Raw genomic sequence first — 13,684 nt, 5'->3', positions numbered from 1 at the left:
CCGCCTCACTCGGCCCGGTGGGAGTGGACGGCGTGGAAGCGGTCCGCGATGTTGGTGTCGGCGCGGCTCTGGTTGTCCGCGCACGTGGCCAGGTTGTCGCTCTGCCGCTGCTGGTCGGCCTGCAGCCGGCCCAGCACGGTGCCCCAGGCGGTGGCGGAGTTCTGCAGCGCGGTCAGCGACTGGGTGCCCGCCAGGCTCGGGTAGGCGGTGCTGAGTTCGGCCTCGAAGACCGTGGTGTACTGGCCGGTCTCGGTGGCGTCGTCGGCCGCGGCCGCGCTCGCCTGCCGCACGGCCGCCGGATCCATGCTGGTCGTCATGGCGGTCCTCCCCCGTTGAGTCGTCAGCTGAAATTCAATCAGCTGCCGTGCGCCCAGCCTAGGTTGCGTTCCGGACCGGGCGCCCCCTTCACAAGTCCACCTCGACCAGCAGCGGCCGGTGGTCCGAGACCGCCACCCGGGGCGCGGCCACCGTGCCGACCGCGGTGCGCGGCAGGCCGACCGCGAGCACGTGGTCGAACTGCACGGCGGGGCGGTGCGAGGGGTAGGTGGGGGTGCGGGCCAGGTCGTACCAGCCGCGCAGCCGGGGGCCGGGCTCGCGCCCGCGGCGGCGGCCGCGCGGCGGCAGCGGCGCGGCGCCGGAGCGCCGGGCGGCGCGCAGCTCGCGCAGCCGGTGCCGGGAGGCGGGGGTGCGGTCGAAGGCGGTGGCGCCGCCGAGCACGGTGCGCGGGACCGGGCCGACCAGGTTGAAGTCGCCGAGCACCAGGTAGGGCCGGGGCAGGTCGGCGATCCAGCGCCGGATGCCGGCCAGCTGGGCCATGTTCCAGCCCGGCACGAAGGAGAGGTGGGTGGCGACCACGGTGAACGGGCCGCCCGGGCCCTCCAGCACCGCGGCCAGCGCCGCCCGCGGCTCGTCCGGCACCGGGGTGAGCCCGCGCCGCCCCGCCACCCGCAGCGGCAGCCCGAACGGGGCGGGTGCGAATCGCCGGCCCCGCCAGTGCCGCACCGGCAGCCGGGTGAGCAGCGCGGTGCCGTAGGACGGGCGGTCGGCGGACCGCCCCTCGTCCTGCGGTCCGTAGACGGTGAGTCCGGGCAGCGCCGGGTCGCGCAGCCAGCCGGCCACCGGGGCCGGGCGGCCGTGCAGGGCGGCGGCGAACCGCCAGTCGGCGGCGCCCATCGCCTTGGCGGCCATCGCCGTCTGGTCGGTGAGGCCGGAGCGCTGCTGGTAGCGGTCCACCTCCTGGAGCGCCAGCACGTCGGCGTCCAGTGCGGCGATGGCGTCCTGCAGCGGGGCGCCGGCGTCGTCGGGGAAGGGGAGCGGGCTGCCGTCGGCGGCCAGCGGCCGGCCGTGCAGCAGGTTGAAGGTCGCGATTCGCAGTGGGCTCACACCTGGTGACGGTACGCCCTCCTGATGAGGCGCCGAGGCCCGTGACCTGCCGTATACCGAGTATGCGGCTATCCACATACCGGGTATACAAGCGGCCGCATACCGGGTATACATACGTGGTATGTCCATCAGACACGGTCTGCTCGCCCTGCTCGACCAGGGCCCCCGCTACGGCTATCAGCTCCGCACCGAGTTCGAGGCCCGCACCGGCGCCACCTGGCCGCTCAACGTCGGGCAGGTGTACACCACGCTCGGCCGGCTGGAGCGCGACGGGCTGGTCGCCCCGGACGGCGAGGACGAGGAGGGCCACCAGTTCTACGCCGTCACCGAGAAGGGCCGGGCCGAACTGCGCGCCTGGTTCGACACCCCGGTGGCCCGCACCAACCCGCCCCGCGACGAGCTGGCGATCAAGCTCGCGATGGCCGTCACCGTCCCCGGCGTGGACGTCGGGGCGGTGGTCCAGGGCCAGCGCCGGCACAGCCTCCAGGCGTTGCAGGACTACACCCGGCTGAAGGCCCGGGCGCTGGCCGGGGCGGTCGACGAGACGGCGGACGACGCCGACTTCGCCTGGCTGCTGGTGCTGGACCAGCTGATCTTCCAGACCGAGGCCGAGGTCCGCTGGCTGGACCACTGCGAGACCCGGCTCGCCAACCGCAAGCCCGCCCCCGCGGCCGCCGCGCCGGACGCGCGCGCCGAGCCGCGGCCGGCAGGACGACGACAGAAGGAACGACAGGGGGAACGACGATGACGCAGGATCAGGCCGTACTGCGGCTGGACCGGGTGAGCCGGGTCTACGGGCGCAGCAGCGCCGCCGAGGTGTGCGCGCTGCGCGAGGTGGACCTGGCCGTCCACGCCGGGGAGTTCGTCGCCGTGATGGGTCCCTCCGGCTCCGGCAAGTCCACCCTGCTCACCATGGCCGGCGGCCTGGACTCGCCCAGCTCGGGCCGGGTGCTGGTCGAGGGCCGGGAGCTCGGCGGGCTGTCCCGCCGCCGGCTGGCCGAGGTCCGCCGCCGCTCGGTGGGCTACGTCTTCCAGGACTACAACCTGATACCGGCGCTCACCGCGGTGGAGAACGTCGCGCTGCCCCGCGAGCTGGACGGCACCGGCAGCCGGACCGCCCGCCGGGAGGCGATGGCGGCGCTGGAGGAGCTGGGCATGGCCGAGCTGGCCGACCGGTTCCCCGACGACATGTCGGGCGGCCAGCAGCAGCGGGTGGCGATCGCCCGGGCGCTGATCGGCGACCGCCGCCTGGTGCTGGCCGACGAGCCGACCGGAGCGCTGGACTCCAACACCGGCGAGGCCGTGCTGGCCGTGCTGCGCGCCCGCTGCGACGCGGGGGCGGCGGCCATGATGGTCACCCACGAGGCCCGGCACGCCGCCTGGGCGGACCGGGTGGTCTTCCTGCGCGACGGCCGGCTGGTCGACGAGACCGGCCGCGCGGAGGCCGAGACCCTGCTGGCGGCGGGAGCCGAGCAGTGAGGGCGGCCTCCTGGCGCGTGGCGCTGCGGATCGCCCGGCGGGACGCGCTGCGCGCCAAGGGCCGCAGCCTGCTGGTGCTCACCATGATCGCGCTGCCGGTGCTCGGCGTCACCGGCGTGGACGTGGTCTACCGCAGCACCGACCTGACCACCGCCCAGCGCCTGGACCGTGAGCTCGGCACCGCGGGCGTGCTGCTGGAGATGGACGTGCCCGGGGCCAAGGTGACCCAGGCGCCGTTCGCCGCCGACGGCCGCACCGTGGCCACGCCGCCCTCCGACGGCGGCGGCACCGCCGAGCAGCAGCGCAGCCGCAGCATCGAACCGGCCGTGCTGGCCGGGCAGCTGCTGCCGGCCGGCTCGGAGCTGGTCCCGGTCCCGGACGACCGCTCGATGCTTGCCAGTAGCAAGGCGGGCCTGCTGCAGAGCAAGGTCGCCGGGATCGACCTGGCCGACCCGGTCTGGCGCGGCAGGCTGGACCTGGTCTCCGGCCGGGCCCCGGCAGGCGACCACGAGCTGGCCGCCACCCAGGCCTTCCTGGACCGGTCCGGGCTGAAGACCGGCGACACCACCACCGTGCGCGGCCTGGGCGACCGGCCGTTCACCCTCACGGGCGTCGCCGAGTACCCCGGCGACCTGAAGGACGTCGCGCTGATCGGCTCCCCGCAGGCGATCGCGGCCGCCATGGCCGCCGTCCCGCCGGCCGCCGACGGCACCGACCCGGTGCGGCCCACCGCGCACAGCTGGCTGGTGAAGCTGCCGGCCGGCGCGGCGGTCGACTGGACGGCGGTGCAGGAGCTCAACAAGTACGGCTTCACGGCCAGCTCGCGCAGCGTGGTGCTGAACCCGCCGCCGCGCTCCCAGGTGCCCTACTACTCGCAGACCGTCCGGTACGGCTCGACCGGCGACTACCTCGACCGCTCCACCCAGGTGGTGCTGGCCACCGTGGTCGGCATGGCGCTGCTGGAGATCGTGCTGCTGGCCGGCCCGGCCTTCGCGGTCGGCGCCCGGCGCTCCCGCCGCCAGCTCGGCCTGCTCGCGGCCGCCGGCGGCGACCGCTCACAGGTCCGCGCGGTGGTGCTGGGCGGTGGCGTGGTGCTCGGCCTGGCCGGCGCCGTCTCCGGCGCCGTGCTCGCGGTGCTGCTGGTGGCCCTCGGCCGGGACCGGCTGGAGCTGATGGCCGGTGCCAGGTTCGGCAGCTTCGCGCTGCGGCCGCTCGACCTGCTCGGCGTGATGGCCGTCGGCCTGGGCACCGGCCTGCTCGCCGCCGTGGTGCCGGCCGTGCAGGCGGCCCGGCAGGACGTGGTGGACTCGATCACCGGTCGCGGCACCGTCCGGCCGCCGTCCCGGCTGCTGCTGGCGGCCGGCCTGGCGATGCTGGCCGGCGGGGCGGCGCTGGCGCTGCTCGGCGCGGTGCGCGGCGGCGGCAGCCGCAGCCTGCCGGTGCTCGGCGGCTCGGTGCTGGCCGAGCTGGGCATGGTCGCCTGCGTGCCGACCGCGGTCGGACTCTTCGGCAGGCTGGGCCGGTTCCTGCCGCTGGCGCCCCGGCTCGCGCTGCGCGACACCGTCCGGCACCGCGGCCGCACCGCGCCCGCCGTGGCCGCCGTGATGGCGGCGGTGGCCGGCTCGGTCGCGGTGGGCATCTACACCGCCAGCAGCAACGCCGAGATGCGCCAGGCGTACGTGCCCAGCGCCCCGGACAGGGCGGTCACCCTCACCCTCCTCGGCGGCCCGAGGGACCCGGCGGGCATCGCGGTCCAGCGCACCGCGGTCGAGCAGTCGATCGCGGCCCTCGGCCCGCGCGCCGACGTGCGCGCGCTGCGGTACGCCACCTGCGGCAAGCAGAACGACTGCGGCCACGTCGAGGCCCTGCTGCCCAAGGACCTGCGCTGCCCGGCGGACGACGCGATCGCCGAGGGGCGGCCGGCCACGGAGGTGGACCAGCTCTTCAGCGACGCGCGCTGCCGCTCGGGCTCCGGCGCCATCGGCTTCCGGTACGGCTCGGCGGTCAGCGGTGACGCCCGACTGCTGCAGAACTTCTTCGGGCAGGACCGGGCCTCGGCCGAGCAGGCCGTCGCCACCGGCAAGGCGGTGGTGTTCAGCAGCGCGCTGCTGCGGGACGGGAAGGCGACCGTCCGGATCACCCAGCCCTACGGCGACCAGGGCCACGCGCCCTTCCAGGACGTCCAGGTGGACGCGGTGCTGATGCCGATGGCGCACCCGACGGCCTTCATGTACCTGCCGCCGGCCCAGGTCACCGCGCTGGGACTGGACACCGCGGACGCCGGCTCGGTCTGGCTGCCGGCCGCGGCGCCCGGGGACGTCGCCGTGCAGCGGGCCACCGCGGCGGTCACCCAGGTCGCCGGCAGCGGCTGGAACCTCTACGTCGAGCGCGGCTACCGGCCGCACAACGACGTGCTGGCGATCGGGCTGGCGCTCTTCGCCGGGCTGGTCGCGCTCGGTGCGGCGGGCATCGCCACCGGGCTGGCCGCGGCCGACTCGCAGCGGGACCTGGCCACGCTGGCCGCGGTCGGGGCGACCGCCGGGATCCGGCGCCGGCTCTCCGGCTTCCAGTGCGGGGTGATCGCGGCCATGGGCACCGTGCTGGGCATGGTCTGCGGGGCGGTGCCGGCGGTGGCGCTGCGCCGGATGCAGGGGCAGCTGGGGGGCGTCCTCGGCCCCGCCCACACGGTGATCGAGGTCCCCTGGGCACAGCTGGCGGTGACCCTGGTGGCGCTGCCGCTGCTCGCCACCCTGTTCGCCGCGCTGCTGACCCGCTCCCGGATCACCCTGGTCCGCCGGGCCGGGTGAGCTCGGGGCCGCCCGCCAGGGTGATCGATCGCACAGTGCCGCCGTGGACCGCGGCGACGATCACCCTGGCGGGCGAACTAAAGTCGTCCGTATGACGAAAACCCCGGACAGCGTCGTCCGTTCCTTCATCGACGAGCACCAGGCCGGCTTCCTGGCCGACCTGGCGGACTGGCTCCGCATCCCCTCCGTGTCGGCCGATCCGGCCCGGGCCGGCGAGGTCCGCCGGTCGGCCGAGTGGCTGGCGGCGAAGCTGCGCGAGACCGGGTTCCCGGTGGCCGAGGTGTGGGAGACGGACGGACTGCCGGCGGTCTTCGCCGAGTGGCCCTCGGGGGAGCCGGACGCGCCCACCGTGCTGGTCTACGGCCACCACGACGTGCAGCCCGCGGACCGGGCGGACGGCTGGGCGACCGACCCGTTCGAGCCCACCCGAGTGGACGGGCGGCTGTACGCCCGCGGCGCGGCCGATGACAAGGGACAGGTCTTCTTCCACACCCTGGGCCTGCGCGCGCACCTGGCGGCGACCGGGCGGACCGCCCCCGCCGTCAACCTCAAGCTGCTGGTGGAGGGCGAGGAGGAGTCCGGCTCGCCGAACTTCGGCAAGCTGGTCCGCCGGGAGGCCGGCCGGCTGGCCGCCGACCTGGTCTACGTCTCGGACACCGGGATGTGGAACGAGACCACCCCGACCGTCTGCACCGGCATGCGCGGCAAGCTGGACTGCCAGATCGACCTGGCCGGCCCGCACAGCGACATCCACTCCGGCTCCTTCGGCGGGGCCGTGCCCAACCCCGCGACCAGCGCCGCCGAACTGGCCGCCGCGCTGCACGACGCGGACCGCCGGGTCGCCGTGCCGGGCTTCTACGACGGGGTGCTGGAGCTCACCGAGCGGGAGCGGGCACTCTTCGCCCGGCTGCCGTTCGACGAGCGGGCCTGGCTGGACACCGCGAAGTCGGAGGCCGCCCAGGGCGAGGCCGGCTACTCCACCCTGGAGCGGGTCTGGGCCCGGCCGACCGCCGAGGTCAACGGCGTCTGGGGCGGCTACACCGGCCCCGGCAGCAAGACCATCGTGCCCGCCGAGGCGCACCTCAAGCTCTCCTTCCGGCTGGTCGCCGGCCAGGACCCGGAGCAGGTCGAGCGGGCGATCGAGAAGTGGGTCGCCGGGCAGCTGCCGGAGGGCATCCGCCACACCGTCAGGTTCGGCAGCGTCACCCGGCCCTGCCTGACCCCGCTGGACCACCCGGCGCTGGAATCCACCGTCCGGGCGATGGAGCGGGCCTTCGGGCAGGAGGTGCTGTTCACCCGGGAGGGCGGCTCCGGGCCGGCCGCCGACCTGCAGCTGGTGCTCGGCGCCCCGGTGCTCTTCCTCGGCATCTCGGTGCCCTCGGACGGCTGGCACTCGGTGAACGAGAAGGTCGAGCTGGACCTGCTGCTCAAGGGCGTGGAGGCCGCCGCCCACCTCTGGGGCGAGCTCGCCTCCTATCGGCCCGCCGCCGGCTGACCACGGCCACTGACACCTGATCACGCACATGACCGCTGACGACACTGTGGACGGGGACGGATCACATGAGCACCATGCCTGACGCCCAGGGGACCGCGGAGCTGCCGCTCGCCCGCGCCGGGGTCGACCGGGCCGCCCAGCACCGCCTCGACGAGCCCTGGCTGGCGGCGGCCTGGAGCCACCCGAGCACCAGGGTGCTGCCGATCTCCGGCGGCGAGGCGTTCGTGGTGGACACCCCGACCGGATCCGAGCTGGTCCTGCTGCCCTCCTTCGAGGCCCCGCAGGACGGCGACCGCTACTTCCTCGGCATCGACGAGGACGGCACCTCCTACTTCGCGGTGGCCGGCGCGACACTGCCCGGGCGGTTGGACGGCGACGCCCGCCCGGCCGGGCTGCGCGAGGTCGGCGGCAACCTCTGCGACCGGGACGCCGGACTGCTGGTGCACGCGGTGGCGCTGGAGCACTGGCACCGGCTGCACAGCTTCTGCTCGCGCTGCGGGCACCCGACCGAGAAGGCCGGGGCCGGCCACCTGCGCCGCTGCACCTCCTGCGCGGCCGAGCACTACCCGCGCACCGACCCGGCGGTGATCATGCTGATCACCGACGAGCAGGACCGCTGCCTGCTCGGCCGGCAGGCGCTCTGGCCGGAGGGCCGCTGGTCCACCCTGGCGGGCTTCGTCGAGCCCGGCGAGTCGCTGGAGCAGGCGGTGGTCCGGGAGGTCTTCGAGGAGGCCGGGGTCCGGGTCGGCGAGGTCGGCTACGTGGCCAGCCAGCCCTGGCCCTTCCCGGCCAGCCTGATGCTCGGCTTCGTCGGCCGGGTGGCGCCGGGCGGCGCCGGGATCACCGTGGACGGCGAGGAGCTGGCCGAGGCGCGCTGGTTCTCCCGGGAGGACCTGCGGGCCGGCTGGGAGTCCGGCGAGATCGTGCCGCCGACCGGAATCTCGATCGCCCGGCATTTGATGGAGCGCTGGTACGGAGCGGGGCTGCCGACCACCGCGCGCTGGTAGCGGAATTCGACAATGGGGGGCGTGTGCTAATTGCACACGCCCCCCATTTGCTGCTCCGCGCACGGAGGACCGGTGTCCGGCCGGGAAGAGCGGCAACGGTGCAGGCCAGCGGTGATCGCCGGGGGTGCGGACGGTGTGGATCGCGGGGAGCCGTGGCCAATTCTGGCCGGTTTAGCCGAAAGGCCGTCAGGGCGCTCGCTACATTTCCAGAGTGACCATCTCCAGCGGCGGCGTGCCGTCCCCGAAGTACCAGCGGCTGGCCGCGGACCTGCGCCGCCGGATCGGCGAGGGCGAGTGGCGCGACGGCAGCGCGCTGCCGGTCGAGACCGAGCTGGAACAGCAGTACGGAGTGGCCCGCAACACCGTGCGGCTCGCGGTGGACGTGCTGGTCAACGAGGGGCGGCTGGTCCGGCTGCAGGGCAAGGGCACCTTCCTGCGCGAGCACCCGGTGCTGGACCACCGGGCCTTCGGGCCGCTGCTGCCCAGCCAGCGCGGGGACGGCCTGGCGGCGCCCAGCGCGGTCTACCTGGCCGAGGCCGACCAGGCCGGGCGCCGGCTCACCGCGGAGTTCGAGATGCTGATCGTCCGGGCCCGGGTGGACGTGGCGGAGCGGCTGGGCATGCGGCCCGGCGAGGCCGTGGTGGTCCGGCGGCAGCTGCGGCTGCTGGACCGGGAGCCCTACTCGATCGAGGAGAGCCACTACCGGGCCGGGGTGGCGGCGGGCACGGCGCTGATGGAGCCCGACCCGGTGCCCGGCGGCGACGAGGCGGTGCTGGCCGAGCTGGGCCGGGTCGAGGTGGGCGCGGTGGACCTGCTGGTGGCCCGGATGCCGGGGCCGGAGGAGGCGCAGTGGTTCCAGGGCGGCCCCGGGGTGCCGCTGCTGGTGCAGACCCGGGTCACCTACGACCTGCGCGGGCCGGTGCGGGTGATCGAGACCAGGTACTCGGCCGACCGCTGCCGGCTGGTCTACGGTCTGGGCGAGCTGGACGGGCGGGATCCGTGATCTTGACTGCGCGCGCCGCGGGCGGGTAGGCGTGGTGCGTGTCCAACGGATTCCTCTTCACCCGCCCGCTGCACGGCGGGGCCGTGCTGGTCCCGCGCACCGCGGCGATGGCCGAGCCCTACCACGCGGCGCTGGTCGCCAACCAGCCGCGGTTCGCCCGCTGGGAGCCCTGGGCGGCCGAGCCGCCGCGGCTGGAGCACACCCGGGCCTTCCTCGCGCTGTCCGGCCAGGAGTGGCTGGCGGGCCGTCAGCTGCCGGTGGCGATAGCCGTGCCCGGGGCGGACGGCGCCTGGGCGGTGGCCGGCTCGCTCGGGCTGCGGATCGACCGGGCCGCGGCCACCGGCGAGCTGGGCTATTGGGTGGACGGCGCGCACGAGGGGCGCGGACTGGTCCGGCGGGCCGCCGAGGTGCTGCTGGCCGAGGCCTTCGGGCCGCTGCGGCTGGGCCGGGTGCTGCTCGGCACCGCCGCCGACAACCTGCGCAGCCGGGCCCTGGCCGAGCGGCTGGGCTTCACCCTGGACGGGGTGCTGCCGGGGGCGATGGCCTTCGCCGAGGGGCCGCGCGACAAGGCGGTGTACTCGCTGCGCGCGCCCGTGCGGGCATGACACCGCCCCCGGCGCGGGCCGGGGGCGGGAGCGGGGCGCGGGGTCAGGCCGCGAGCGCGTTCTTGACCTGGGCCAGGCTCGGGTTGGTCATCACCGTCTCGGCGCCGCTGGTGCCGACCACCACGACGGTCGGGACGGTCTGGTTGCCGTCGTTCACCGACTCGACGAACTGCGCGGAGGCCGGGTCGTGCTCGATGTTGATCTCCTGGTAGCCGATGCCCTCCCGGGACAGCTGGCCCTTGAGACGGGTGCAGTAGCCGCACCAGGTGGTGCTGTACATCGTGACGCTGCCGGACATCGAGGGGGCTCCTTCGCGGGGTGGGCGGGTCGTTGCCTCCGGTGAACGCGCGCGGTGGCCGGAACGATTCCCGGGGCTCGCGGGGCGGCCGGGCGGGTCGTCCGATCGTCGTACCGGACCTGTGGACAACCGGCGACGGAGTGTCCGTCCGGGCTGCCAGGATGGGGGCAGCGGGTCGGTCGGTCCGGCCGGTCCGGTCCGGCGGGCTGAGAGGATGGAGCCCATGCAGGAAGCACTGATGATCGACGACGGCCGGGGCGGCTACGGCGCCCGCCCGGCCGACCCGGACGCCGTGCTGGCGGGCCTCGACCCGGAACAGCGGGCGGTGGCCACCGCGTTGCAGGGCCCGGTCTGCGTGCTGGCCGGCGCCGGCACCGGCAAGACCCGGGCGATCACCCACCGGATCGCCTACGGGGTGCGGACCGGGGTCTTCCAGCCCCAGCAGGTGCTCGCCGTCACCTTCACCGCCCGGGCGGCGGGGGAGATGCGCGGGCGGCTGCGCCAGCTCGGCGCCGACGGGGTGCAGGCCCGCACCTTCCACTCGGCCGCGCTGCGCCAGCTGCAGTACTTCTGGCCCCGGGCGGTCGGCGGCGAGGTGCCCCGGCTGCTGGAGCGCAAGGTGCAGCTGGTCGCCGAGGCGGCCGGGCGCTGCGGCCTGCGGGTGCAGCGCACCGAGCTGCGCGACCTGACCAGCGAGGTCGAGTGGGCCAAGGTCACCCAGATCGTGCCGGACGACTACCCGGTCGCGGTCGCCAAGGCCGGCCGCGAGGCGCCGCGCGACCCGGCCGAGATCGCCCGGGTCTACGCGACCTACGAGCAGACCAAGCGCGACCGCAACGTGATCGACTTCGAGGACGTGCTGCTGCTCACCGCCGCGATCCTGGAGGACCGCCCGGAGATCGCCGAGCGGGTCCGCGGCCAGTACCGCCACTTCACGGTGGACGAGTACCAGGACGTCTCGCCGCTGCAGCAGCGCCTGCTCGACCAGTGGACCGGCGGCGGCAGCGGCGCCAGCCTCTGCGTGGTCGGCGACGCCAGCCAGACCATCTACTCCTTCACCGGCGCCACCCCGGACTACTTGCTGAACTTCCGCACCCGGCACCCGGACGCCACCGTGGTCAAGCTGGTCCGCGACTACCGCTCCACCCCGCAGGTGGTGCACCTGGCCAACGGGCTGCTGGCGCAGGCCCGCGGCGAGGCCGCCCGGCACCGGCTGGAGCTGGTCTCGCAGCGCGAGGCCGGTCCCGATCCGGTCTACCTGGAGCACCCGGACGAGCCGGCCGAGGCCGAGGCCACCGCGCACCGGATCCGCGAGCTGCTGGCGGAGGGGGTGCGGGCCAGCGAGATCGCGGTGCTGTTCCGCACCAACAGCCAGTCCGAGGTCTACGAGCAGGCGCTGGCCGACCTCGGGATCTCCTACCAGCTGAAGGGCGCCGAGCGGTTCTTCGAGCGGCCCGAGGTGCGCGAGGCCGGGCTGCTGCTGCGCGGCGCCGCCCGGGCCGGCGACGATCCGCTGACCGACGGCGCGCCCGACCTGGCCGCCCAGGTCCGGGCGGTGCTGGCCAGCCGGGGCTTCACCCCGGTGCCGCCGGCCGGCTCCGGGGCGGTGCGCGAGCGCTGGGAGTCGCTGGCCGCGCTGGTCCGGCTGGCCGAGGAGTTCGAGGCGGGCAGCCGGGCGGCCGGCGAGCCGGCCGACCTGGCCGCCTACGTGGCCGAGCTGGACGCCCGGGCCGCCGCCCAGCACGCCCCCGCCGTCGAGGGCGTCACGCTGGCCTCGCTGCACGCCGCCAAGGGCCTGGAGTGGGACGCGGTCTTCCTGGTCGGCCTGACCGAGGGCATGCTGCCGATCATCTACGCCAAGACCGACGAGCAACTGGAGGAGGAGCGCCGGCTGCTCTACGTCGGGGTGACCCGGGCCCGGGCCCACCTGAGCCTGTCCTGGGCGCTCTCCCGCTCGCCGGGCGGGCGGGCCGGCCGCAAGCCGAGCCGCTTCCTGGACGGGCTGCGGCCGGGCTCCGCGGTCGGCGGGTCGGCCGGGCGCGCCGGGGCCGGCGCGGCGGAGCGGTCGGCCGGACGGCGGGCGCCGCGCGGGCCGGTCAAGTGCCGGGTCTGCGACCGGACCCTGACCGAGGCGGTGGAGCGCAAGCTGCGCCGCTGCGAGGACTGCCCCTCGACGATGGACGAGGGGCTGTACGAGCGGCTGCGCGAGTGGCGCTCCAGGCGGGCCAAGGAGCAGGCGGTGCCGGCCTATGTGGTCTTCACCGACGCGACCCTGATGGCGATCGCCGAGGACGCGCCCACGAGTGTTGCGGATCTGTCCCGGATCTCCGGGGTCGGTGCGCTGAAGCTGGACAAGTACGGGTCGGACGTGCTCTCGTTGTGCTCGGGGGAAGACCCCGAGGTGGGACGGGCCGCTGAGCCGGACGACCCCTCGGCGGAGGTCGTCGAGGACCTCGTTGAGGATGAGTCCGGAAACTCGCCGGAAAAATAGTTTGCGCGCTGTGCACGAAGCGCAATAGCCTGCCGGAGCGGTCAAGGGGACGAGACCGCGAAGCCACTCGGGAACCTTCCTGACCAGGCTTTCCCCTGCATGAACTGCTTGACCCCCGCCCCGGCGGGGCAGCGGGACCGACAGACATCCGAACACCGGAGCCCGGGGGACTGGGCACCGCGAGACGCCGAGAGGAGGCGAAGACAGTGGGAACCACGACGATGATCACCAAACTGACTGGCCAGACCGCTGTTGCCGCTTCCCTGCGTCCCTCCGCCCTGCTGACGGGTGGAGTCTCGCTTGCCGGTGCCCTCGGTCTGGACAACGGTCTCGGTCTGTCCTTCGGCTGGGGAGCGGTCTCCGTCGATTCCTCGCGCGGCATGCGCGATGTCCGACCGACCGAGGCACCGAAGGCCCTGGGGGCGGCGGCCAAGCATGGCGCCTATCTGCAGGTCATCGGTGCCGTAACCGAGCAGCAGGACGAGCAGCTGAACCACCTGGCCGAAGCCGCCTTTATCGGCGCTGCGGCCATCCGGAGCCGGGCCTTCCGCGGGCCTGAACCCTGGAGAGAGCGAACCTGAGCACGCCTCAGGTCGGCTTTCCAGGGCCGCGGAACCCGTCACCGGGATCCGCGGCCCTTCTTGTTTGTCCGGTACGACCCATCGCAGGCCCTCCGGGGCCTCCGGTCCAGCCCACCAGTCAGCTGGACCGGAACCAGAACACAAGACGAGGAAGACGCCACCCGTGTCCACGGTCATCACACCGCACCTCCCGTCCGTACCGCCGACAACGCCGACCCCGGCCGCGCTCGTACCCCTCCCTCCTCCGGAAGGCTCTCTCATGCAGCTCACCTCGATCGAGGACGCCGACAACCTCGGCACCGCCATCCCCTGCCGCTCCTTCGACCCGGAGGTCTTCTTCGCGGAGACCCCAGCCGACGTGGAGTACGCGAAGTCGCTCTGCGGCACCTGCCCCGTCAAGGACGCCTGCCTGGCCGGCGCCCTCGACCGGCGTGAGCCGTGGGGGGTCTGGGGCGGCGAGCTGTTCGTCCAGGGCGTCGTGGTGGCCCGGAAGCGGCCCCGTGGCCGTCCGCGCAAGACCGAGGTCATGGCGTGA

Annotated in this window: 13 protein-coding genes; 10 read left to right on the top strand and 3 right to left on the bottom strand. The window is 74.9% G+C overall.

Going from position 1 to position 13,684, the window contains the following annotated elements; translation table 11 throughout:
- Positions 1–5: 5 nt before the first annotated feature.
- On the bottom strand, positions 6–317 hold the full coding sequence (locus ACFYNO_RS08440) for a hypothetical protein (RefSeq protein WP_388007330.1): 312 nt from the start codon (positions 315–317) through the stop codon (positions 6–8).
- A gap of 88 nt (positions 318–405) precedes the next feature.
- The gene (locus ACFYNO_RS08435; RefSeq protein WP_388007327.1) at positions 406–1,383 is read right to left on the bottom strand and encodes an endonuclease/exonuclease/phosphatase family protein; all 978 of its coding nucleotides are present in this window, start codon (positions 1,381–1,383) and stop codon (positions 406–408) included.
- A 121-nt stretch (positions 1,384–1,504) separates the two neighbouring features.
- Here ACFYNO_RS08435 and ACFYNO_RS08430 point away from each other — a divergent pair, with 121 nt between their 5' ends.
- The 7 genes from ACFYNO_RS08430 to ACFYNO_RS08400 all read left to right on the top strand — a co-directional run bounded on the left by ACFYNO_RS08430 (position 1,505) and on the right by ACFYNO_RS08400 (position 9,779).
- Positions 1,505–2,131 (top strand): PadR family transcriptional regulator, encoded by a 627-nt coding sequence (locus ACFYNO_RS08430; RefSeq protein WP_388007324.1) that lies wholly within the window; start codon positions 1,505–1,507, stop codon positions 2,129–2,131.
- On the top strand, positions 2,128–2,862 hold the full coding sequence (locus tag ACFYNO_RS08425; protein ID WP_388007321.1) for an ABC transporter ATP-binding protein: 735 nt from the start codon (positions 2,128–2,130) through the stop codon (positions 2,860–2,862). Before ACFYNO_RS08430 ends, ACFYNO_RS08425 begins: the two co-directional genes overlap by 4 nt.
- Positions 2,859–5,669, top strand: a complete 2,811-nt coding sequence (locus tag ACFYNO_RS08420) for an FtsX-like permease family protein (protein WP_388007318.1) — start codon at positions 2,859–2,861, stop codon at positions 5,667–5,669. The genes ACFYNO_RS08425 and ACFYNO_RS08420 overlap by 4 nt, the downstream gene beginning before the upstream one ends.
- A 91-nt stretch (positions 5,670–5,760) precedes the next feature.
- Positions 5,761–7,164, top strand: a complete 1,404-nt coding sequence (locus tag ACFYNO_RS08415; protein ID WP_388007315.1) for a dipeptidase — start codon at positions 5,761–5,763, stop codon at positions 7,162–7,164.
- 65 nt (positions 7,165–7,229) lie between these two features.
- Positions 7,230–8,171 (top strand): NAD(+) diphosphatase, encoded by a 942-nt coding sequence (gene nudC, locus ACFYNO_RS08410; protein ID WP_388007312.1) that lies wholly within the window; start codon positions 7,230–7,232, stop codon positions 8,169–8,171.
- 211 nt (positions 8,172–8,382) lie between these two features.
- Positions 8,383–9,174, top strand: coding sequence for a GntR family transcriptional regulator (locus ACFYNO_RS08405; RefSeq protein ID WP_388007309.1), 792 nt, complete (start codon positions 8,383–8,385; stop codon positions 9,172–9,174).
- 38 nt (positions 9,175–9,212) lie between these two features.
- Positions 9,213–9,779: a GNAT family N-acetyltransferase gene (locus tag ACFYNO_RS08400; RefSeq protein WP_388007306.1), complete on the top strand. Its 567-nt coding sequence runs from the start codon at positions 9,213–9,215 to the stop codon at positions 9,777–9,779.
- Between the two features lie 43 nt (positions 9,780–9,822).
- On the opposite strand, the gene ACFYNO_RS08395 is transcribed toward ACFYNO_RS08400, so the two are convergent.
- Entirely contained in the window at positions 9,823–10,077 is a 255-nt protein-coding gene (locus ACFYNO_RS08395; protein WP_388007303.1) for a mycoredoxin, read from the bottom strand.
- A 214-nt stretch (positions 10,078–10,291) separates the two neighbouring features.
- Between ACFYNO_RS08395 and ACFYNO_RS08390 the strand changes: the two genes are divergently transcribed.
- The 3 genes from ACFYNO_RS08390 (at position 10,292) to ACFYNO_RS08380 (ending at position 13,684) form a co-directional block, all read left to right on the top strand.
- Complete coding sequence (locus ACFYNO_RS08390) at positions 10,292–12,568, top strand: ATP-dependent DNA helicase UvrD2 (protein WP_388007300.1); 2,277 nt, start codon at positions 10,292–10,294, stop codon at positions 12,566–12,568.
- A gap of 221 nt (positions 12,569–12,789) precedes the next feature.
- Positions 12,790–13,149: a hypothetical protein gene (locus ACFYNO_RS08385; protein ID WP_388007297.1), complete on the top strand. Its 360-nt coding sequence runs from the start codon at positions 12,790–12,792 to the stop codon at positions 13,147–13,149.
- A gap of 163 nt (positions 13,150–13,312) precedes the next feature.
- A complete protein-coding gene (locus ACFYNO_RS08380; protein WP_388007294.1) occupies positions 13,313–13,684 on the top strand; it encodes a WhiB family transcriptional regulator in 372 nt (123 codons plus the stop codon).

The sequence above is a fragment of the Kitasatospora sp. NPDC006697 genome (assembly GCF_042869935.1).
In the GTDB taxonomy this organism is placed as follows: Bacteria; Actinomycetota; Actinomycetes; order Streptomycetales; family Streptomycetaceae; genus Kitasatospora.
This window is presented reverse-complemented; position numbering and strand designations above follow the sequence as displayed.